Source organism: Dinoroseobacter sp. PD6 (genome assembly GCF_028807315.1).
In the GTDB taxonomy this organism is placed as follows: domain Bacteria; phylum Pseudomonadota; class Alphaproteobacteria; order Rhodobacterales; family Rhodobacteraceae; genus Dinoroseobacter; species Dinoroseobacter shibae.
Window position 1 is genome coordinate 34605 of record NZ_JARAMN010000008.1, and the last position, 18521, is coordinate 53125.

Annotated in this window: 17 protein-coding genes; 6 read left to right on the top strand and 11 right to left on the bottom strand. The window is 65.8% G+C overall.

Annotated features, from left to right (window positions below; genetic code table 11):
• Positions 1-48: 48 nt before the first annotated feature.
• The 6 genes from PVW48_RS13735 to PVW48_RS13760 form a co-directional block, all read right to left on the bottom strand.
• Positions 49-1284, bottom strand: coding sequence for a CaiB/BaiF CoA transferase family protein (locus PVW48_RS13735; protein WP_274581762.1), 1236 nt, complete (start codon positions 1282-1284; stop codon positions 49-51).
• Positions 1281-2054: an enoyl-CoA hydratase/isomerase family protein gene (locus PVW48_RS13740; RefSeq protein ID WP_274581763.1), complete on the bottom strand. Its 774-nt coding sequence runs from the start codon at positions 2052-2054 to the stop codon at positions 1281-1283. Before PVW48_RS13740 ends, PVW48_RS13735 begins: the two co-directional genes overlap by 4 nt.
• Positions 2051-3331: a TRAP transporter large permease gene (locus PVW48_RS13745; protein ID WP_012179988.1), complete on the bottom strand. Its 1281-nt coding sequence runs from the start codon at positions 3329-3331 to the stop codon at positions 2051-2053. Before PVW48_RS13745 ends, PVW48_RS13740 begins: the two co-directional genes overlap by 4 nt.
• On the bottom strand, positions 3331-3864 hold the full coding sequence (locus tag PVW48_RS13750) for a TRAP transporter small permease (protein ID WP_274581764.1): 534 nt from the start codon (positions 3862-3864) through the stop codon (positions 3331-3333). The genes PVW48_RS13745 and PVW48_RS13750 overlap by 1 nt, the downstream gene beginning before the upstream one ends.
• Positions 3865-3995: 131 nt before the next feature.
• The gene (locus PVW48_RS13755; protein WP_012179986.1) at positions 3996-4973 is read right to left on the bottom strand and encodes a TRAP transporter substrate-binding protein; all 978 of its coding nucleotides are present in this window, start codon (positions 4971-4973) and stop codon (positions 3996-3998) included.
• A 37-nt stretch (positions 4974-5010) separates the two neighbouring features.
• Complete coding sequence (locus PVW48_RS13760; protein WP_044028095.1) at positions 5011-6198, bottom strand: pyridoxal-phosphate-dependent aminotransferase family protein; 1188 nt, start codon at positions 6196-6198, stop codon at positions 5011-5013.
• Between the two features lie 134 nt (positions 6199-6332).
• On the opposite strand from PVW48_RS13760, the gene PVW48_RS13765 reads away from it, so the two are divergent.
• The 3 genes from PVW48_RS13765 (at position 6333) to PVW48_RS13775 (ending at position 11218) form a co-directional block, all read left to right on the top strand.
• The gene (locus PVW48_RS13765) at positions 6333-9248 is read left to right on the top strand and encodes an FAD-binding and (Fe-S)-binding domain-containing protein (RefSeq protein WP_338020477.1); all 2916 of its coding nucleotides are present in this window, start codon (positions 6333-6335) and stop codon (positions 9246-9248) included.
• Between the two features lies 1 nt (position 9249).
• Positions 9250-9906, top strand: coding sequence for a GntR family transcriptional regulator (locus PVW48_RS13770; protein WP_044028093.1), 657 nt, complete (start codon positions 9250-9252; stop codon positions 9904-9906).
• Between the two features lie 274 nt (positions 9907-10180).
• On the top strand, positions 10181-11218 hold the full coding sequence (locus tag PVW48_RS13775; protein ID WP_274581766.1) for a LacI family DNA-binding transcriptional regulator: 1038 nt from the start codon (positions 10181-10183) through the stop codon (positions 11216-11218).
• Here the strand turns inward: PVW48_RS13775 and PVW48_RS13780 are convergent.
• Positions 11215-11670, bottom strand: a complete 456-nt coding sequence (locus PVW48_RS13780; protein WP_274581767.1) for a CreA family protein — start codon at positions 11668-11670, stop codon at positions 11215-11217. The two genes, PVW48_RS13775 and PVW48_RS13780, sit on opposite strands and share 4 nt — an antisense overlap.
• Before the next feature lie 197 nt (positions 11671-11867).
• Here PVW48_RS13780 and PVW48_RS13785 point away from each other — a divergent pair, with 197 nt between their 5' ends.
• The gene (locus PVW48_RS13785; RefSeq protein ID WP_012179980.1) at positions 11868-12074 is read left to right on the top strand and encodes a hypothetical protein; all 207 of its coding nucleotides are present in this window, start codon (positions 11868-11870) and stop codon (positions 12072-12074) included.
• Between the two features lie 13 nt (positions 12075-12087).
• On the opposite strand, the gene PVW48_RS13790 is transcribed toward PVW48_RS13785, so the two are convergent.
• The 3 genes from PVW48_RS13790 to PVW48_RS13800 form a co-directional block, all read right to left on the bottom strand.
• A complete protein-coding gene (locus PVW48_RS13790) occupies positions 12088-12822 on the bottom strand; it encodes a metallophosphoesterase (RefSeq protein ID WP_274581768.1) in 735 nt (244 codons plus the stop codon).
• A gap of 54 nt (positions 12823-12876) precedes the next feature.
• A complete protein-coding gene (gene serA / locus PVW48_RS13795; protein ID WP_012179978.1) occupies positions 12877-14472 on the bottom strand; it encodes a phosphoglycerate dehydrogenase in 1596 nt (531 codons plus the stop codon).
• Positions 14473-14639: 167 nt separating this feature from the next.
• The gene (locus tag PVW48_RS13800) at positions 14640-15794 is read right to left on the bottom strand and encodes a phosphoserine transaminase (protein WP_274581769.1); all 1155 of its coding nucleotides are present in this window, start codon (positions 15792-15794) and stop codon (positions 14640-14642) included.
• Positions 15795-16018: 224 nt separating this feature from the next.
• On the opposite strand from PVW48_RS13800, the gene serB reads away from it, so the two are divergent.
• On the top strand, positions 16019-16897 hold the full coding sequence (gene serB, locus PVW48_RS13805; protein WP_274581770.1) for a phosphoserine phosphatase SerB: 879 nt from the start codon (positions 16019-16021) through the stop codon (positions 16895-16897).
• 14 nt (positions 16898-16911) lie between these two features.
• Here the strand turns inward: serB and PVW48_RS13810 are convergent, their stop codons facing one another.
• A complete protein-coding gene (locus tag PVW48_RS13810) occupies positions 16912-17223 on the bottom strand; it encodes a hypothetical protein (RefSeq protein ID WP_012179975.1) in 312 nt (103 codons plus the stop codon).
• A gap of 386 nt (positions 17224-17609) precedes the next feature.
• Here PVW48_RS13810 and PVW48_RS13815 point away from each other — a divergent pair, with 386 nt between their 5' ends.
• Positions 17610-18143: an invasion associated locus B family protein gene (locus tag PVW48_RS13815; protein WP_274581771.1), complete on the top strand. Its 534-nt coding sequence runs from the start codon at positions 17610-17612 to the stop codon at positions 18141-18143.
• Positions 18144-18521 lie beyond the last annotated feature (378 nt).

Sequence of the window (18521 nt, forward strand, 5' to 3'; positions counted from 1 at the left end):
GTCATAGCGGCCCGGCGGCCGGTTGGGCAACCCTCTGGCCGACACTGATCAGGAGGCGCGCGCTTGCGCGCTGCCGTCCGGGCAGATCACGGCCCCCGAAGCGATTAGCCGGGCGACCGCGTCAGCGTCATAGCCCAGGTCCGCGAGGACCGCGCGGCTGTGTTGACCGAGCAGCGGCGCCGGCCGCTGCACCGCACCGGGGGTTTCGGAAAATTTCACCGGCAGGCCGAGCGCCTGCACCCGCCCGGCCACCGGATGCTCGGTCTCGACGATCATCTCCCGGGCGCGGGCCTGCGGGTCCGCATGCATCTGCGGCACGGTCAGGACCGGCCCCGCGGGCAGTCCCGCCTCCTCCATCCGTGCGAGCCAATCCTGCGTGGTCCGGGTCTCGAAATGCGCCTCCAGGAGCGGGACCAACTCAGACAGGTTCACCCGCCGCTCCCGGTTGGTGGCAAAGCGCGGGTCATCGCGCAACTCGTCCGCCTCCAGAACCTCCAGCAGCCGCAACCAGTTCTTCTGGTTCGCCGCCCCGATATTGATCCAGCCATCGGCGGTGTGAAACGCCTGGTAGGGCGCGTTGATCGGATGGGCGGAGCCTTCGGGCTCCGGCGCGGTCCCTGTGGCAAAGGCAATCGCCGATTGCCAATAGGTCTGGGTGATCGCCGCTTCGAAGAGGCTCGTGTCCACCCTCTGCCCCTGTCCGGTCCGCAGGGCATGGGCATAGGCGGCGTTGACCCCCATCGCGGCCACGATCCCGCTGGTGATGTCCGAGATCGGTGCGCCGGGCTTTACCGGGGGCCGCCCCGGACCCTCCCCGGTGATCGACATCAGCCCCGACATGCCCTGCGCGATCAAATCGAACCCGCCGCGATGGGCATAGGGCCCGGTGCGCCCGAACCCCGAGATCTCGCAATAGATCAGGCGCGGGTTTTCCTTGCGAAGGGTCTCATAGCCCAGTCCGAGCTTTTCCATCGTGCCCATGCGGTAATTCTCGATCACCACATCGGCATCGCGCAGAAGGGCGTGCAGAACCTCTACCGCGTCCGGGTCCTTGAGGTTCAGGGAAATCCCCCGCTTGCCCCGGTTCATCATCATGTAAGCCGCGGACTCGCCGTTGATGTCGGGGGGCAGGAAACGCCGACTGTCATCGCCATCGGGCTTTTCGACCTTGATCACATCTGCGCCCATATCGGCCAGCATCATGCCGCAGACCGGCCCGGCCATGATATGCGCCAGTTCGATCACCTTCATGCCTTTGAGGGGGCCTTGAGCTTGTTCGGTCATGTCCCGCTCCAATTCGGTTTGCGCTTGCCCAGAAACGCCTCCATCCCCTCGCGGAAATCGGCGCTCATGTAGCACATCTCGATCAGGTCGCCGTCCTCGGCGGACTGCACGGCTTGGAGTCGACGCATGGCCTCCTTGGTCGCGCGCAGGGTCAGGGGGGCCATGCCACCGACCTGTGCGGCCAACTCTTCGGCCCGCGCCAACACCGCCGCTTCATCCTCCAGAACCTCGGACACAAGACCCACCGACAGGGCCTCCTCGGCCCCCATCAGCCGCGCGGTGAAGAGCATCTCACGCACCCGGCCTGCGCCCATCAGCGCCGAGAGCCGCGCCAGGTTTGCAGCCGCCAGGCAATTGCCCAGCGTCCGCGCAATCGGGAAGCCGAATTTCAAGGATGCGCTGGTGATCCGCAGGTCGCAGACCGCCGCGATGGATGCGCCCCCCCCGGTACAAGCGCCGTGGATCGCGGCAATCGTCGGTAAGGGGCAAGTCTCCACCGCGGTCAGAACCGCCTCGATCCGCCCTTCGTACCTCCGGGCGTCCTCGGCTGTCTCGAAGGCCCGGAACTGGGTCATGTCCGTCCCGGCGGCAAAGGCCTTGCCGCCATTGCCCTTGATCACCACTGCCCGCACCGACCCATCGGTGGGCACCGACTGGCACAGTTCGGCCAGCCCTTCATACATCCCGAAGGTCAACGCATTGCGCGCCTCGGGGCGGTTGAACGACACCCACAGGGTGCCGTTCCGGGTCTCTGTCACAAGCTCGGTCATCCGTAGAAATACTCCACGAGGAACAGCGGGATCGACGGGATGTAGGTACACATCAGCAAGACCGTCAGCAGCACCAGGATGAACCAGATATTGACCTTGGACACTTCCCAGATGTTGGCCCGCGCCACCGCGCAGGCGGTGATCAGGACCGACGCCACCGGCGGCGTCTGCTGCCCGATGGCGAGGTTCAGCGTCACCACCAGCCCGAAATGGATCGGGTTGATATCCGCCGCCACGATCAACGGGATCACGATCGGCACGACAAGGATGATCGCCGCCGCAGAGTGCAGGAAGAACCCGATGATCAGGAAGAAGAAGTTCAGGATCAGCAGGATAACCCACTTGTTGTCGGTGATCTCCAGGATGTTCTGGGCGATCTCCTGAGGGACCTGCGCGCGGGTCAGAAACCCGCCCATCACCACCGAGGCCGCGACCAGCACCATCACGACTGCGGTCTGCATCCCGCCGTCGAGCATCGCGCTCTTGAGCCGCCCAAGATTGACCTGTCGGTAATAAAGGCTGACGAGGATCGCCGCGAGCACGGCCAGACCGGCGGCCTCCGTTGCGGTCACGAACCCGCCGAAGATGCCACCGAGGATGATCACCGGCAGCGCGAAGGTCGGCAGTGCGTCGATGAACGTCTCCCAAAGGCGACGGCCCGAGAAAGCCTCTTCGCGCGGCAGGTCGTAGCGGCGGGCAAAGACATAGGCCACGCCCATCAACCCGGCCGCCCCCATCAGGCCCGGCACGATGCCCGCCACGAACAGCTGCTCGACCGAGACATTGGCCGAGGTCGCATAGAGGATCATCGGGATCGAGGGTGGAATGATGATCGCCAGCGACGCCGAGGACGACGTCACCGCCGCCGAGAACGCGCCGGAATAGCCGCGCTTTTTCATCTGCGGGATCATGACCGACCCCATGGCCGCCACATCCGCCACCGCCGAGCCGGAGATTTCCGCAAAGAACAGCGACACGCCGATATTCACATGAGCCAGGCCGCCCCGAACGAAGCCGATGATGCAGGTGACGAAGTTGATCAGCCGGTCGGTGATGCCGCCCGCGTTCATGATCGCGCCCGCGAGCACGAACATCGGGATCGCGATCAGCGAGAACTTGGTGGACCCGTTATACATGTCGAGCGCCACGGTCACGAGCGAACTGGTCCCCTCCATCACCAGCAGCCCGAGGATGGCCGACACGGCGAGCGCCACGGCGATGGGGATGTTCAGGCAGATCATCGCCACCATCGCCACGAAAATACCAAACATCAGCATCAGGCGTTCCCCGCTTTCTTCATTTCCTGCTCGACCTCTTCTTCGATCTCCGCATGTTCCAGCGAGATACCGGCCGCGCATTTGGCCCAATACTCCGGCAGGCTCAGCGCCTGGCAGATCAGGAACAGCACCGCGCCGATGGGAATGACCGATTGGGTGAAGGTGATCGGCACCCAGGTCAGCGAGATCAGGTTCATGCCGGTCATCACCGTCAGCACCGTGAACCCGGCCCAGGCCAGCAACAGGAAAAAGCCCGCCGTGACCGCCTCGGCAAGGGCCACCGCCCACATCCGCGCGGGCATGGGGATCGACAGAAGCACCGAGTCGAACCCGATATGGCGGCGGCGCAACGCGGCCAGCGCCGCCCCGTAATAGGTGATCCAGGCCAGCAGGATCGCGGCGACCTCGTCGTACCAGCTGAAACTGGACCCGGCGAGACGCCACAGAACCGCGACGATGACGATGACGGTCAGAAACACCATCAGGAAGATGACGAACCATTCCAGGGCGGTCTCGAGGACCTTTCGGAACATGGCGAGCATGTGAGGGATTCCATGTCGTAGGGCAAAGCCTGCCCGGGGCGCCGAAGAGCACCGGGCACGCGGTCAATCTGTGCGAAGGATCGTTCAGGCGGGCCGCCCTTTGAGGCGACCCGCGGGAAGCCTCAGGAGCCTTCGGCCAGGGACTGCACTGTTTCGATCATTTCGGCAGCGCCCTCGACCTGTGCCGCGAAGGCGTCATAGATCGGGGTGGAGGCCGCCACGAACGCCGCCTTGTCGGCTTCGTTCACTTCCACACCGGCCGCCTTGATCACGTCGAGCAGTTCGGTCTCCAGGTTCGCGGCGATCTCGTACACCGTGTCCTGGGTCTCGGTCCCGCAGGATTCCAGCGCCGCGCGCACATCCTCGGGCCAGGACTGCCACTGGTTCTCCGCAACCAGCACATAGGCCGGCGTATAGACGTGCCCGGTGATCGACAGGTAGCTCTGCACTTCCTGGAACTTGGCCGACGCGATCTGGGCATAGGGGTTCTCCTGCCCGTCGATGACCTTGGTCTGGAGCGCGGTGAACACCTCCGAGAAGGACATCGGCGTCGGGTTTGCGCCGTATTCCTGGAACATCTTCACCCGCCATTCGCCATTCGGCGTGCGCAGCTTCACACCGGCCAGGTCTTCGGGCGTGTTGATCGGGCGCACGTTGTTGGTGATGTGCCGAAACCCGTTCTCCATGTAGCCGATGATCCGGTAGCCCTGGCCAAGCGCGGCCTCTTGGAACGTGTCGCCCAGTTCGGCCTGCACGCGCTTCATGTGCTCGCGGTCACGGATGATGTAGGGCATCTCGAAGATGCCGAACTCCGGCGCCACCGAGGACATCACCGAGGACGGCAGCGACATGTGCACCTGACCCAGCTTCAGCTTCTGCAGCATCTCGCGGTCATTGCCGAGCTGGCTCGCGCCAAACGTCTGCACCTCGGCGGCATCGCCCAGCTTGCCGTTGGCACATTCGGCAAAGGCGTTCACCGATGCCTCGAACAGCGACCCGGGCGCCCCCACATGGCCGAAACGCAGCACCATCTCGGCACTGGCAATCGCCGGCGTGACACAGGCGGCCACGGCCCCCAGCAGTACGGTCTTGAGTTTCATCAGATTTCCTCCCTTTTTGTCTGATCGTCAGATTGTCTTACTCGGCGGCCACCTTTACCGCCTCATGGGTCTTCAAGTGATCCATCGCCGCCTGCACGCCGCCGCTCTCATGGGGCACGCCTGCCTTGGCCAGCCCCATCTCCACCCCCGACAGCGTCGCCATCAGCATCAGATCGTTGAAATCGCCCAGATGCCCGATGCGGAATACCTTGTCGGCAACCTTGCTCAGCCCGTTGCCGAGCGAGATGTCGTAATGCGCCAGCGTGGTCGCGCGGAACGCATCCGCCGAATGCCCCTCCGGCATCATCACCGCCGTCAACACACCGCTTTCCTGCCCCTGCCGGGCGCAGAGCACCTCCAGCCCCCAGGCGCGCACGGCCGCGCGGGTCGCAGCCCCGTGGCGACGGTGCCGCTCGAAGACATTCTCCAGCCCCTCCTCGTGAAGCATGTCCACCGCTTCATTCAACCCGTAGAGCAGGTTCGTCCCCGGCGTGTAGGGGAAATACCCCGTCGCGTTCGGCCCGACCATGTCCAGCCAGTCCCAGTAGCTGCGCTGCATCTTGGCCGACTTCGCCACCTCCAGCGCCTTGTCGGATACCGCGTTGAAGCTCAGCCCCGGCGGCAGCATCAGACCCTTTTGCGACCCTGACACGCAGACATCGACGCCCCAGGCATCGAACTCGAACGGCACCGAGGCGAGCCCGGAAATCGAATCGACCATCAACAAGGCGGGATGCCCCGTGGCATCCATCGCCGCGCGCACCTCCGCAATCGGTGAGACCGACCCGGTGGAGGTCTCGTTATGGACCACGCAAACCGCCTTGATCTCGTGGTCCGTGTCCTTGCGCAGCGCGTCCTCGATCGCCTGCGGGTCCGCCCCGCCGCGCCAGTCGCCTTCGATGAACACCGGGTTCAGGCCGATTTTCTTGGCCATCTTCTGCCACAGTGTGGCGAAATGGCCAGTCTCGTACATCAGAACCGTATCGCCCGGCGACATGGTGTTCACCAGTGCCGCTTCCCACGCGCCCGTCCCCGAAGACGGGAAGATGAAGACGTTCTGGTCCGTGCGGAAGATCGTTTTCATGCCCTTGAGGGCCTTCTGCCCTACATCTGCAAAGTCCGGCCCGCGATGGTCGATCGTCTGCATGGAAATCGCCCGCAAGATCCGGTCCGGAACCGCGCTGGGCCCAGGGATCTGCAGGAAATGGCGGCCAGCCTTGCGCATGGGGTCGGTCTCCTCCGGTTGTCGGCCCCTGCTCGGACAGGGGAGTCTTTTTTCGTTGTGCATACACAATAATGAATTCATAATTCAGTCAACTGCAATTTTTCCGTATCACGCTGTAGGGGACACGCATGGGAATGATGGAGAAATCGCCACTGGCCTCGCGCCTCGCCGGGAAGATCGAGGGCGAGCTGCTCTTCGACGCCTTCTCGCGCGGGCGCTATGCGACAGACGCGTCGATCTATCAGATGACTCCGCTCGGGGCGGTGATCCCGAAATCCCTGGACGACATCGAAACCGCGATGGGGGCAGCGCGCGAATTGGGCGCCTCGGTCCTGCCGCGCGGGGGCGGCACGTCCCAATGCGGCCAGACGGTCAACCATTCCCTGGTCCTCGACAACTCCAAGTATTTCAACCGGATCCTCGATCTGGACGTGGCAAACCGGCGCTGCGTTGTGCAACCGGGCATCGTGCTGGACGAGCTGAACCGCGCGTTGAAGCCCCACGGGCTGTGGTTTCCCGTGGATGTCTCCACCGCCTCCCGCGCCACCATCGGCGGGATGGCCGCCAATAACTCCTGCGGGGGGCGGTCCCTGCGCTATGGAACCATGCGCGACAACGTGCTGTCGATCGAAGCGATCCTTGCGGACGGCACCCGCACCACCTTCGGTGCGGTGGATCGCAACGGCGTTCTCGGCAACGACCCCACCTCGGCCCTGATCTCCGAAATGCTGGCGCTGGGCGCGCGGGAACAGGCCGAGATCGCCGCGCGCTTTCCCAACATCATCCGGCGCGTGGGCGGCTACAACATCGACGCCCTGACCCCAGATCATGCGCGCAACAACATGGCCCACCTGCTGGTCGGCTCCGAAGGCACGCTGGGCTATTTCACCGCCATCGAGTTGAAACTGTCGCCCCTGCAATCGACCAAGGTCACCGGGGCCTGCCATTTCCCGACCTTCCATGCCGCGATGGACGCGGCACAACATCTCGTCCCGCTGCAACCGGCGGCGGTGGAGCTTGTGGACGACACGATGATCGCGCTTGCCCGCGACATCCCGATGTTTCGTCAGACAATCAGTCAATTTGTGCAAGGCGACCCCGCGGCGCTGCTGCTCGTGGAGTTTGCCGAAGGCTCCGATGCGGCGAACGCGGCGAAACTCGAAGAATTGTCAGACAAAATGGCCGAGCTCGGCTTCGGCTTCGACCGCAGCGGCAAGCACTGGGGCGGTTCGGTCGCCGTGACCGATTTGAAGCTCCAGAACGACATCGGCGAGGTGCGCAAATCGGGCCTCAACATCATGATGTCGATGAAATCCGAGGGCAAACCGGTCTCCTTTGTCGAGGATTGCGCGGTGGAGCTGCCGGATCTCGCCGCTTATACTGCCGGGCTGACCGAGATCTTCGAGAAACACGGCACCAAGGGCACCTGGTATGCCCATGCCTCGGTCGGCTGCCTCCATGTCCGGCCGGTGCTGAACATGAAGCTCGACAAGGACGTCAAGACCATGCGCGCCATCGCGGAGGAGTGCTTCGACCTTGTCGCCCATTACAAGGGCTCTCATTCCGGCGAACACGGCGACGGCATCGTGCGCAGCGAATTCCACGAAAAGATGTTCGGTCCGCAGATGGTCGCCAGCTTCAATGAGGTGAAGGACCGCTTCGACCCCAACCGTCTCTTCAACCCCGGAAAGATCGTCCAGCCGCCCAAGATGGATGACCGGCGGCTCTTTCGCTACGGGCCCGACTACACCGTGAAACCGATGAAAACCGCGCTCGACTGGTCCGCATGGCCCGGGGCCGGGGGCGGGTTCCAGGGCGCGGTGGAGATGTGCAACAACAACGGCGCCTGCCGGAAGCTCAAGGGCGGGGTGATGTGCCCCTCCTACCGGGTGACCCGGAACGAGCGGGACGTTGTGCGCGGGCGGGCCAACTCCCTTAGGCTGGCGATCTCGGGGCAGCTCGGGCCGGATGCCTTTGCCTCCGACGACATGGCCGAGACCATGAAACTGTGCGTGTCCTGCAAGGGCTGCAAACGCGAATGTCCGACCGGCGTGGACATGGCCAGGATGAAGATCGAGGTGCTGGCCGCCCGGGCCGAGAAACACGGGCTGTCCTTCCACGACAAGCTGGTGGGTTACATGCCCGCCTATGCCCCGTTCGCCGCGAAACTGCCCTGGCTCGCCAATGCCCGCAACTGGCTGCCCGGGGCGGCGAAGCTGACCGAGCGCCTGACCGGGTTCACGGCAAGCCGCAAATTGCCGGCCTGGTCCAATGACCCGTTTCTCGACACAGAGTTCCAGGACGCCGACCCGGACGTGGTGCTCTGGGCGGATATCTTCAACCGCTACTTCGAGCCGGAGAACCTGCGCGCCGCGGGCCGGGTGCTGCGGGCGGCGGGGCTGCGGGTGGCCGTGGTCCGGCCCGCCGACGGCAAGGATCCGCTCGATTGCGGGCGGACATACCTCGCCGTGGGGCTGGTGGAGGAGGCGCGCGCCTCCGCCCGCCGGGCGCTCAAGGCCCTCGTCCCCCATGCCGAGAAGGGGGTGCCCATCGTCGGGCTGGAGCCCTCGTCGCTCCTGACCCTGCGGGACGAATGGCCGGTGCTGGTGCCCGGCCCGGAGGCCGATCTCGTGGCCCAGCACGCGCTGATGCTGGAGGAGTATCTCGTTCGCAACGAAATCGCCCTGCCGCTGAAACCCCTCGGCCGACCCATCCTGCTGCACGGGCATTGCCACCAGAAGGCCCATAACGTGATGCCGGATGTCCAGAAGACGCTGGCGATGATCCCGCAGGCGGAGGTGTCGGTGGTCGAGACCAGCTGCTGCGGCATGGCCGGGGCTTTTGGATATGGCAAGGATACGGTAGAAACCTCCCTCAAGATGGCCGAGCTGGACCTGTTGCCCGCGGTGCGGGCCGCGGCGCAGGACGCGCTGGTGGTGGCCGATGGCACCTCCTGCCGCCACCAGATCAAGGACGGCGCCGCGCGGGAGGCGATCCATGTCGCCCGGATCCTGGAGATGGCGCTCGATGCCGGTGGAAAGGGAGCCTGAGATGAACCTTGCCAAGCCGATCGCCCGCCCGTCGCTGCATGCGGAACTGGTGGACCGGGTCCGCGAGCTGATCATCGAGGGCAGCCTGGAGCCGGGCACCAAGATCCCCGAGAAGGAGCTGTGCCAGAGCTTCGGTGTGTCGCGCACGCCGATGCGCGAAGCGCTCAAGGTGCTCGCCAACGAGGGGCTTGCGGTGCTGGAGCCGAACCGGGGCGCCTGGGTGTCCACGGTCACGATGGAGGAGCTCGAAGAGACCTTCCCGGTGATCGCGGCGTTGGAGCGGCTTGCCGGGGAGCTGGCCTGCGCCCATGGAAGCGACGCCCAGATCGCCCATATCCGCACCCGCCACGACGACATGATGGCGTGTTTCGCAACGCGCAACCGGCAGGCCTATTTCAAGGCGAACCAGGATATCCACGACGGCATCCTCGAGGCGGCGGGCAACGAGGTTCTGTCCCAGCATCACAGGGTGCTTGGTTCAAGGGTGAAGCGCGCGCGATTCCTTGCGAATATCTCGGATGCGCGCTGGGCCCAGGCCGTGGCCGAGCACGAAGGCATCATCACCGCGCTGGAGGCACGGGACGGCCCGCTGCTCGGGCAGCTGTTGTCGGCCCATCTCGGTAACAAATTCGCCGCGCTGAAAGCCCGGATGAATTGAGGCGCCCGGTGGGGGTTGCGCCGGACCCGGGGCGCTTCGACTGAATTCATTGCAAAAAACCCGAGGGTTTCGCATGCGAAACCACAAGGTTTTGGAAAGCTTCATGAAAACCGGGTAACCTTGGTTAACGCCGCACCCGCCCGCACAGCCCGGCGTGACCCTATGGTCCCCTTGCCAGAATTGTGACCGCTAACGTAAGCTATGGGCATCTCCGGGTTTGCGTGCGGCGGCCCGCGGATGGATGTGACCTGCCGCCAGTTTCAGGAGCCCCTCGATGAACGACGTTTCCGCCCCCCCTGCGCGACGCCCCCTGACCCTGCGGGACGTGTCGGAAGCCTCCGGGGTAAGCGAGATGACCGTGAGCCGGGTGCTGCGCAATCGCGGCGATGTCTCGGACGCGACCCGCGCCAAGGTGCAGGAGGCCGCGCGCGCCCTGGGCTACGTGCCCAACAAGATCGCCGGCGCGCTGGCCTCGAACCGGGTGAACCTGGTGGCGGTGATCATCCCGTCAATGTCCAACATGGTGTTTCCGGAGGTGATGGGCGGCATTTCCAGCGTGCTGGAAGAGACCGAGTTGCAACCCGTGGTCGGCATCACCGACTACCTGCCCGAGAAGGAAGAAAAGGTCCTCTACGAGATGCTGTCCTGGCGTCCCTCGGGCGTGATCATCGCCGGGCTGGAGCATACGGAGGCCGCGCGCGCGATGCTGCGCAACTCCGGCATCCCGGTGGTCGAGATCATGGATACCGATGGCAATCCGACCGATTGCGCCGTGGGGATTTCCCATCGTCGCGCGGGCCGCGAGATGGGCGAGGCGATCCTGGAGGCGGGCTACCGGCGGATCGGCTTCATGGGCACCAAGATGGCCTTGGATCATCGGGCGCGCAAACGCTACGAGGGGTTCGTCGAAGCGCTCGCCAAGGGCGGTATAGAACTCGCCGATTGGGAATTCTACGAGGGCGGCTCGGCGCTGGCCAAGGGCCGCGAGTTGACCGCCGCCATGCTGGAGCGGACGCCCGACCTCGATTTCCTCTATTACTCCAACGACCTGATCGGGGCGGGCGGATTGCTCTATTGTACCGAGAAGGGCATGGATATTCCCGGCAGTTTCGGGATGGCCGGGTTCAACGGGGTCGAATTGCTGCGCGGTTTGCCGGTGACCCTGGCCACGATCGACAGTTGCCGCCGGGAGATCGGGCGCACCGCCGCCGACATGATCGTGGCGCGGATGGAGGGCGCGACCTCGTCCGAAGTGGTCACCCTGACCCCGAAATTGCAGCCCGGCGACACCATGCGCCTGAGCGCGCCCTAGGGTTGATAGAGCGGCACGGTGGAGATCGCCATTTTCGCCGACCCGTCGGTCAGCTCGCGGGCGTGGGCGACATAGATCAGGGTCTGGTTGGTCTCGTCGAAGATCCGCTTGATCCGCAGGGATTTCAGCACGATGGAGCGGCGTTCGTTGAACACGTCCTCACCCTCGTCGCTGCGATCGATCTCGCCGATGGTGATCGGGCCTGTCTGGCGGCAGGCGATGGAGGCGTTCGACGGGTCCTCGAACCAGTTGCCCTTGGAAATCCGGTCGATCAGCCCCCGTTCGAAATAGGCGACATGGCAGGTGACGCCCGCGACCTCGGGGTCGGCGATGGCCTCGATGATGATGTCGTTGCCGATCCAGTCCACGTCCACATTGCCGACCTGTTCGGCCCAGGTGACCTGAGGCGCAGGCAGGGCGAGGCAGAGGGCGGCGACGAGGGGGCGAATCATGGGAGGGCTCCTTTTGCGACGGCAACGCCCGGGGCATGGCACGGGTTCCGGGGCGCTGTCGATGCCGGTTGGTTCGCGGTGGCCGGGCCTGTGCATTTGGGCAAGGATGGCCGGGCAGTTCGGGAGGGAGGGGCCATGACAGGGCAGATCGGGGGTGCGGCGCGGTCCTTCGGGGCGGACGCGGCGGGTTGGCGCGGATGAGCAAGTTCGGGCCGACGCGGGGGGAGCTGTGGTTCCGGCTCGGCTTCAGCCTGTTCGGGCTGGGGTTGATGGGGTTTGCCTTGCTGACGCGGGGATTTGGCGGGATCGCCTGGGTCGAGGTGGTGCTGATCGCCAGCGCGTTTTTCGGCGGGACCGCGGTCTGGGCCGCGCGGCGGCTCTGGCAGACGCGCAACCGGCCCTGAACATGGACCGGGCTCAGGCCGGGGTGAGCGGGCGGCGTCCGGTCTCGGTCAGGATTGCGGCATGGGGGCCTTCGAACACCGCCGGGACCAGCGGGCGGCCATAGCCTGCGCCACCATCGAGATCGACCCGATTGCCGAAATGGGTGGGTGCATCGAGCGCGGTATGCCCATGCACCACCAGCCGCCCATGGGACCGCGCGTCGGACAGAAAAGGCTCCCGGATCCAGAGCAGATCCTCGGTATCCTGGGCGGTCAGCGCGCGACCGGGGCGGATGCCCGCATGCACGCAGAGCAGGCCGGGGGCTTCGAACCACAAGGGCAGGCTTTCGAGGAAGTTCAGATGGGCCTCCGGCACGGTGCGGGCGGCGGCTTCGGCCGCGGGCGCGAAATCGCCGTCCTCGGCGGCGATCCCGTAGGAGGCCAGCGTCGCCGTCCCGCCCAGCACCGGGTGCAGCCAGCTCTTGCCGGATTTCACGTTGGTGTCATGGGCCAGCCCATTGCGGGCGAAGCGGGCGAACATGCGGTCATGGTTGCCCTTGAGCACGATCCAGGGCGCGCCGGCCGCACGCCCGGCGATCAGGTGGTCGAGCACGCCGCGACTGTCCGGGCCGCGATCCACCAGGTCGCCCAGATGGACGACGGGCGCCTCCGGATCGGCCACGCGCGCCTTGTCCTCGGCAATCAGCCGGTGGGCCCGGCGGAGCTGGTCGAGTTGTCCGTGGATATCGCCGAGAATGTAGAGGCGCATGCTCTCTCCGAGGGGCGACCGACCCGTCCGGGGCCGGTCGCGGATTTGTCACGCTCAGGCGACGTTGAATTGCAGGGGGCGCACCTGCTGGAACAGGCCGGTCGCGATCAGCTTGTCCTGCACGTCCCGCGGCAGGGGGGCGTCGAGATAGAGCATGGCGATGGCGTCGCCGTTGGTCTCGTTCCGGCCGAGGGTGAAGTTCGCGATGTTGACCTGGTTCTCACCCAGGATCCCCCCCAAGGTGCCGATCATGCCCGGCGTGTCCTTGTTGGTGGTGTAGAGCATGTGCTCGCCGATCTCGGCGTCGATATTGATGCCCTTGATCTGGATGAAGCGCGGCTTGCCATCCGAGAACACCGTGCCCGCGATGGACCGGGTGCGCTGGTCGGTCTTCACCGTCAGCTTGACGTAGCCGTCGAACACGCCGGACTTGTCCTGGGTGGTGGTCGACAGACCGATGCCGCGTTCCTTGGCGATCACCGGGGCGGAAACCATGTTCACGTCCGGGTTCGTGGCCTGCATGATGCCCGCGATCACGGCGCAGTTCAGCGCCTCGAGGTTCATCTTGGCGACCGTGCCGTTATAGAGGATCTCGATGCTGTCGATGGGCTCGTCGGTCAGCTGGCCCACGAAGGTGCCGAGATGGCCCGCCAGTTTGACCCAAGGCCCCATGGTCTTGGCTTCCTCGGCGGTCACCGACGGCATGTTGAGCGCGTTTTCCACCGCCCCGCTGAGCAGGTAGTTCGACATCTGCTCGGCCACCTGCAGGGCCACGTTTTCCTGCGCCTCGGTGGTGGAGGCGCCCAGATGCGGGGTACAGACCACGTTGGGCAGGCCGAAAAGCGGGTTCTCGGTCGCGGGTTCCTCGGCGAAGACGTCGAAGGCGGCTCCGGCCACATGACCGGATTTCAGAAGATCCGCGAGCGCCTGTTCGTCCACCAGCCCGCCGCGCGCGCAGTTGATGATCCGCACGCCCTTCTTGGTCTTCTCCAGCGCCTCGCGGCTCAGGATGTTGCGGGTCTGGTCCGTGAGCGGCACGTGCAGCGTGATGAAATCGGCCCGCGCCAGCAGGGTGTCGAGATCGACCTTTTCCACCCCAAGCTTGTCGGCGCGTTCTTCGGACAGGAAGGGATCATAGGCGATGACCTTCATCTTCAAGCCCAGGGCGCGTTCGCAGACGATACCGCCGATATTGCCCGCGCCGATCACGCCCAGGGTCTTGGCGGTCAACTCGACCCCCATGAATTTCGACTTCTCCCACTTGCCCGCATGGGTCGACGCGCTGGCCTCGGGGATCTGGCGGGCGACGGCGAACATCATCGCGATGGCGTGTTCGGCGGTGGTGATCATGTTGCCGAAGGGGGTGTTCATCACGATCACGCCCTTCTTGGAGGCGGCGACCTTGTCCACGTTGTCGGTGCCGATCCCGGCGCGGCCCACGACCTTGAGGTTGTCGGCATGTGCCAGCAGCTTCTCGGTGACCTTGGTGGCCGAGCGGATGGCGAGACCGTCATATTTTCCAATGACTTCCGCGAGCTTGTCCTTGTCCTTGCCGAGGGACGGTTCGAAATCGACCTCGATGCCGCGGTCGCGGAAGATCTGGACGGCGGTTTCCGAGAGCTTGTCGGAGACGAGTACTTTGGGCGCCATTTCGGGCTCCTTTTTTGGGGTCTGAGGCAGGTCGGATCGGCGTCGGCATGGCGTCGGCCATGTGTCGGACCTTTGTATGCCTCGTAAAATTGTCAGGAATAGCCCGGCCGAGACTGGCCGGGCCGGATCTGTCCGGGGGGTAGGCCGGGGTTCACCCCGGCATGCGCTCAGGCTTCGGCCAGTTGCGCGGCGATCTCGGCCTCGAAGGCCCAGGCGAGCCAGGGCAGCAGGGCCTCGATATCCGATGTCTCCACCGTGCCGCCGCACCAGATGCGCAGGCCCGGAGGGGCGTCGCGATAGGCGCCGATGTCAAAGGCGATGCCCTCGGCCTCCAGCCGCTTGGCCACGGCCTTGGCGAACGCCGCCCCGTTCGCGATCCGGTCGTCGGTGAATTTCAGGCAGACCGAGGTGGTCGAGCGTGTCGCCGGGTCCGCCGCCAGGAAGTCGATCCAGTCGTTGGCCGCCACGAAGGCCGCGATGGCGGCGGTGTTCGCCTCGGCCCGCGCGATCAGGCCCGGCAGGCCGCCCACGGATTTCGCCCAGTCGAGCGCGAAGAGGTAATCCTCGACACAGAGCATCGAGGGCGTGTTGATCGTCTCGCCCCGGAAGATCCCGTCGATCAGCTTGCCGCCCTTGGTCAGGCGGAAGATCTTGGGTAAAGGCCAGGGCGGTGTGTAGGATTCCAGGCGCGCGACGGCGCGGGGGGACAGGATCAGGATGCCGTGTGCGGCCTCGCCGCCCAGCACCTTCTGCCAGCTGAAGGTGGTGGCATCGAGCTTGTCCCAGGCCAGATCCATGGCGAAGGCCGCCGAGGTCGCGTCGCAGAGCGTCAGGCCCGCGCGGTCGGCGGGGATCCAGTCGCCATCGGGGACGCGCACGCCCGAGGTCGTGCCGTTCCAGGTGAAGCACACGTCCTTGTCGAAATCGACCGCGGCCAGGTCGACGATCTCGCCGTACTCTGCGGTGCGGGTGGTGGCGTCCAGTTTGAGCTGCTTGATCGCGTCGGTGACCCAGCCGGACCCGAAGCTTTCCCAGGCGAGCATTTCCACCGGGCGTTCGCCGAGCAGGGACCACATCGCCATCTCGTAGGCGCCGGTGTCGGAGGCGGGCACGATGCCGATCTTGTAATCGGCAGGCACGCCCAGCACCTCGCGCGTGGTCTCGATCGCGGCTTTCAGCTTGTCCTTGCCGACAGTGGCGCGGTGCGACCGGCCAAGGGCGGCGTCGCCGAGCGTATCGAGGGTCCATGTGGGGGGTTTGGCGCAGGGGCCAGAGGAAAAACGCGGGTTTGCCGGCCGCGTGACCGGAGCGTCGAGTGCCATGTCTGGTATCCTTCCAGATATCTGCCCTTCGTTGGGGAAGGGTGTCCCGGGGACGCGTATAAGCGGCGGTGCCGGGGGGCGGCAAGCCGGAAAATGCGGCGATTGTGTCGCAATGCCGGGAGTTGCAGAGGAGACTGTTTCGGATCGGAAACTGGGCGCGGACGGACTGGCGCGCGGGCGCGGGTCGTGGTTTATGCGCGCCAAACCGGAATGGAGCTGTCCCGATGTTCGTTGCCACCCTGCTGACCGATCCTGCCGCGCCCGCGCTGGAGGAGGCGATGGTCACCGCCCTGCGCGATGCCTGGGGCGGGGGCGATGCGCGGTGGTTGGCCGCGGGGGAGGCGGCGGAGTTTCCGCTGCAGGCGGTGCCCGGCAACCTGTGGCAGGTTTGGGCGGACCTGCAGGGCCAGCGCGTCGACCTGGTGGTGCAGCCCGCGGCGGGGCGGCGCAAGGCGATGCTGCTGGCCGATATGGACAGCACCATGATCCGGCAGGAATGCATCGACGAGTTGGCCGATGAGGCCGGGGTCGGGCCGCGCGTGGCCGAGATCACCGCCCGGGCGATGAATGGCGAGCTGGATTTCGAGGGTGCACTGCGGGAGCGGGTCGGGCTGCTGGCCGGGCTGGATGCGGCGGTGATCGACCGGGTTCTGGAGACGCGGATCGATCTGATGCCGGGGGGGCGGGCGCTGGTGGCGACGATGAAGCGGGACGGGGCCTATGCGGCGCTGGTCTCGGGCGGGTTCACGGCGTTCACAGCGCGGGTGGCGGCCCTGTTGGGGTTCGACGAGAATCGCGCCAACACGCTGGAGATCGTGGACGGGGTGCTGACCGGCCGGGTGATCGAGCCGATCCTGGGTCGGGCGGCGAAGGTCGCGGCACTGGAGGAGATCACCGCGCGGCTTGGGATTTCGGAGGCGGATGTGATGGCCGTGGGCGACGGGGCCAATGATCTGGGGATGCTGGGCCGGGCGGGGGCGGGCGTGGCGCTCCACGCCAAGCCGGTGGTGGCCGCGGAATGCGACCGGCGGATCAATTTCGGCGATCTCAGCGCGCTGCTGTTCCTGCAGGGTTACAGCCGGGCGGATTTCGCGACGACCTGACCGCGGACCCGGCCCTAGAACCGCAGGATCAGCCCGGCGATCCAGCCCTCGGAGGCTGGGCTGGGCAGGTCCCGGCTGCTTCTGGTGATCATGACATCCCAGGTTGCCTTTTCGACCGCGCGCTCCGCCGGTTCGGGATGGAGCCGTTCGGGATTGAACAGTCGGAAGGACGTGGACAGGTCGACCTCACGGCTGCGCAAGATGGCGCCGATCCGTTCGGCCCAGCCCGCGTCGGGCGACACGACGAGATCCTGCGCGCCGGCCGAAAGGGGCAGGAGCGCCGTCGCAGCGGACAGGCACAGGGCAGTCACAAGACCTTTGGTCATTGGTCCCTCGCATCATGTTGGCAGCCGGGCGCGCATCGTCCCGACATGTGGCGCCGGGCAGGACAGCGCGCCCCGAGGATGCCGCAGAACCCTTAAGAACGCGTAAAATCCGCCAGTGCAGGGCGCAGGCGGTGCGCATTAGGCACCGCTTTCGGGCGGGAAAGTGCCCTGCTTGCGCGGTCAACGCTTCCAACCCGTGGCGGAACGTGACATAGGCGCAGGCGGGGTTTTGCCGAGGTTTTGACTGGAAAGGTCTTTGCCTGCGCCATGGGGGGAGTTAGTTTCTCTGCAACAGGGCGAGGTGCCGGACCGGGGCTTCGTGCAGCGACAGGTCCCGAGACGCGGGGCAAGGCCCGGAAGGCGGCAAGACGTTGGAGGCAGCGACGATGAAACGGATGGCAGTGGGTGTTCTGGGACTGGCCTTGGCGGCGTTCGCCGCACCGGGGGCCAATGCGCAGGACGTGTCCGACAACCGGGTGGCGGTGAAGACGGATTGGAATGTTTTCGTCGAAAGCGACCCGCGCGAATGCTGGAGCGTATCGATCCCCAAGGAGACGGTGAACACCCGGGACGGGCGGCCTGTGGCCGTGAACCGGGGCGATATCCTGATGTTCGTTGCTTATCGCCCGTCCGAGAATGTCGCGGGTGAGGTGTCCTTCAAGGGCGGTTACGATTTCCGCGAAGGCTCTACCGTGACGGTCGAGATCGGCAGTTCCACCTTCGAGTTCTTCACCGAAGGCGGCAATGCCTGGCCCGCCTCCGCCGAGGACGACGCCAAGGTGATCACCGCGATGAAGCGCGGGGCCGAGGCGGTCGTGACCGGCGTGTCCGAACGCTCGGGCACCACGACCCGCGACACGTTCAGCCTGCTTGGGTTCACCGCGGCGCTCGAAGAGGCGGAGGCGCGCTGCGCCGGCTGAGCCTGCCCTGGCGAGCCGCTTGATCCTCGTCATGCCCGGGGCCTGTGATTCAAGGTGCGGGACGGGCGCAGCGCATGTCGATGATCGCGATGAAATCTTCGCGGACCATTTCTCTGCCTTGGCCTCGGGAGACTGAACGCCTGCAAGAGCACGCGACTGGCGTGGATGCCGGCGGCACTCCGGGGGTCGCGGGCCCAGAGACGCGGACGCGCCTCGGCCTTGGCCAGGCACGCAACCATGGGCCACCCCATATCGCCGAGGCCGATGAGCCCGATCCGATCTGCCATGCCTGCCCCCCTTGCAACCAGAGCGGAATATGGGCCAGCGGCCCGCGATTGAAGACCCGCATGTCGGTTTCGTCCCCGGGCGGCCGCTGAT

Excerpts from the sequence above, each read along its gene's own strand:
- PVW48_RS13785 (WP_012179980.1), top strand. The coding sequence starts at position 11,868 with ATGAGCAAGTTCGGGCCGACGCGGGGGGAGCTGTGGTTCCGGCTCGGC.
- PVW48_RS13755 (WP_012179986.1), bottom strand. The coding sequence starts at position 4,973 with ATGAAACTCAAGACCGTACTGCTGGGGGCCGTGGCCGCCTGTGTCACG.
- PVW48_RS13745 (WP_012179988.1), bottom strand. The coding sequence starts at position 3,331 with ATGCTGATGTTTGGTATTTTCGTGGCGATGGTGGCGATGATCTGCCTG.
- PVW48_RS13770 (WP_044028093.1), top strand. The coding sequence starts at position 9,250 with ATGAACCTTGCCAAGCCGATCGCCCGCCCGTCGCTGCATGCGGAACTG.
- serA (WP_012179978.1), bottom strand. The coding sequence starts at position 14,472 with ATGGCGCCCAAAGTACTCGTCTCCGACAAGCTCTCGGAAACCGCCGTC.
- serB (WP_274581770.1), top strand. The coding sequence starts at position 16,019 with ATGTTCGTTGCCACCCTGCTGACCGATCCTGCCGCGCCCGCGCTGGAG.
- PVW48_RS13780 (WP_274581767.1), bottom strand. The coding sequence starts at position 11,670 with ATGATTCGCCCCCTCGTCGCCGCCCTCTGCCTCGCCCTGCCTGCGCCT.
- PVW48_RS13800 (WP_274581769.1), bottom strand. The coding sequence starts at position 15,794 with ATGGCACTCGACGCTCCGGTCACGCGGCCGGCAAACCCGCGTTTTTCC.
- PVW48_RS13765 (WP_338020477.1), top strand. The coding sequence starts at position 6,333 with ATGATGGAGAAATCGCCACTGGCCTCGCGCCTCGCCGGGAAGATCGAG.
- PVW48_RS13750 (WP_274581764.1), bottom strand. The coding sequence starts at position 3,864 with ATGTTCCGAAAGGTCCTCGAGACCGCCCTGGAATGGTTCGTCATCTTC.
- PVW48_RS13815 (WP_274581771.1), top strand. The coding sequence starts at position 17,610 with ATGAAACGGATGGCAGTGGGTGTTCTGGGACTGGCCTTGGCGGCGTTC.
- PVW48_RS13790 (WP_274581768.1), bottom strand. The coding sequence starts at position 12,822 with ATGCGCCTCTACATTCTCGGCGATATCCACGGACAACTCGACCAGCTC.
- PVW48_RS13760 (WP_044028095.1), bottom strand. The coding sequence starts at position 6,198 with ATGCGCAAGGCTGGCCGCCATTTCCTGCAGATCCCTGGGCCCAGCGCG.
- PVW48_RS13810 (WP_012179975.1), bottom strand. The coding sequence starts at position 17,223 with ATGACCAAAGGTCTTGTGACTGCCCTGTGCCTGTCCGCTGCGACGGCG.
- PVW48_RS13735 (WP_274581762.1), bottom strand. The coding sequence starts at position 1,284 with ATGACCGAACAAGCTCAAGGCCCCCTCAAAGGCATGAAGGTGATCGAA.
- PVW48_RS13775 (WP_274581766.1), top strand. The coding sequence starts at position 10,181 with ATGAACGACGTTTCCGCCCCCCCTGCGCGACGCCCCCTGACCCTGCGG.
- PVW48_RS13740 (WP_274581763.1), bottom strand. The coding sequence starts at position 2,054 with ATGACCGAGCTTGTGACAGAGACCCGGAACGGCACCCTGTGGGTGTCG.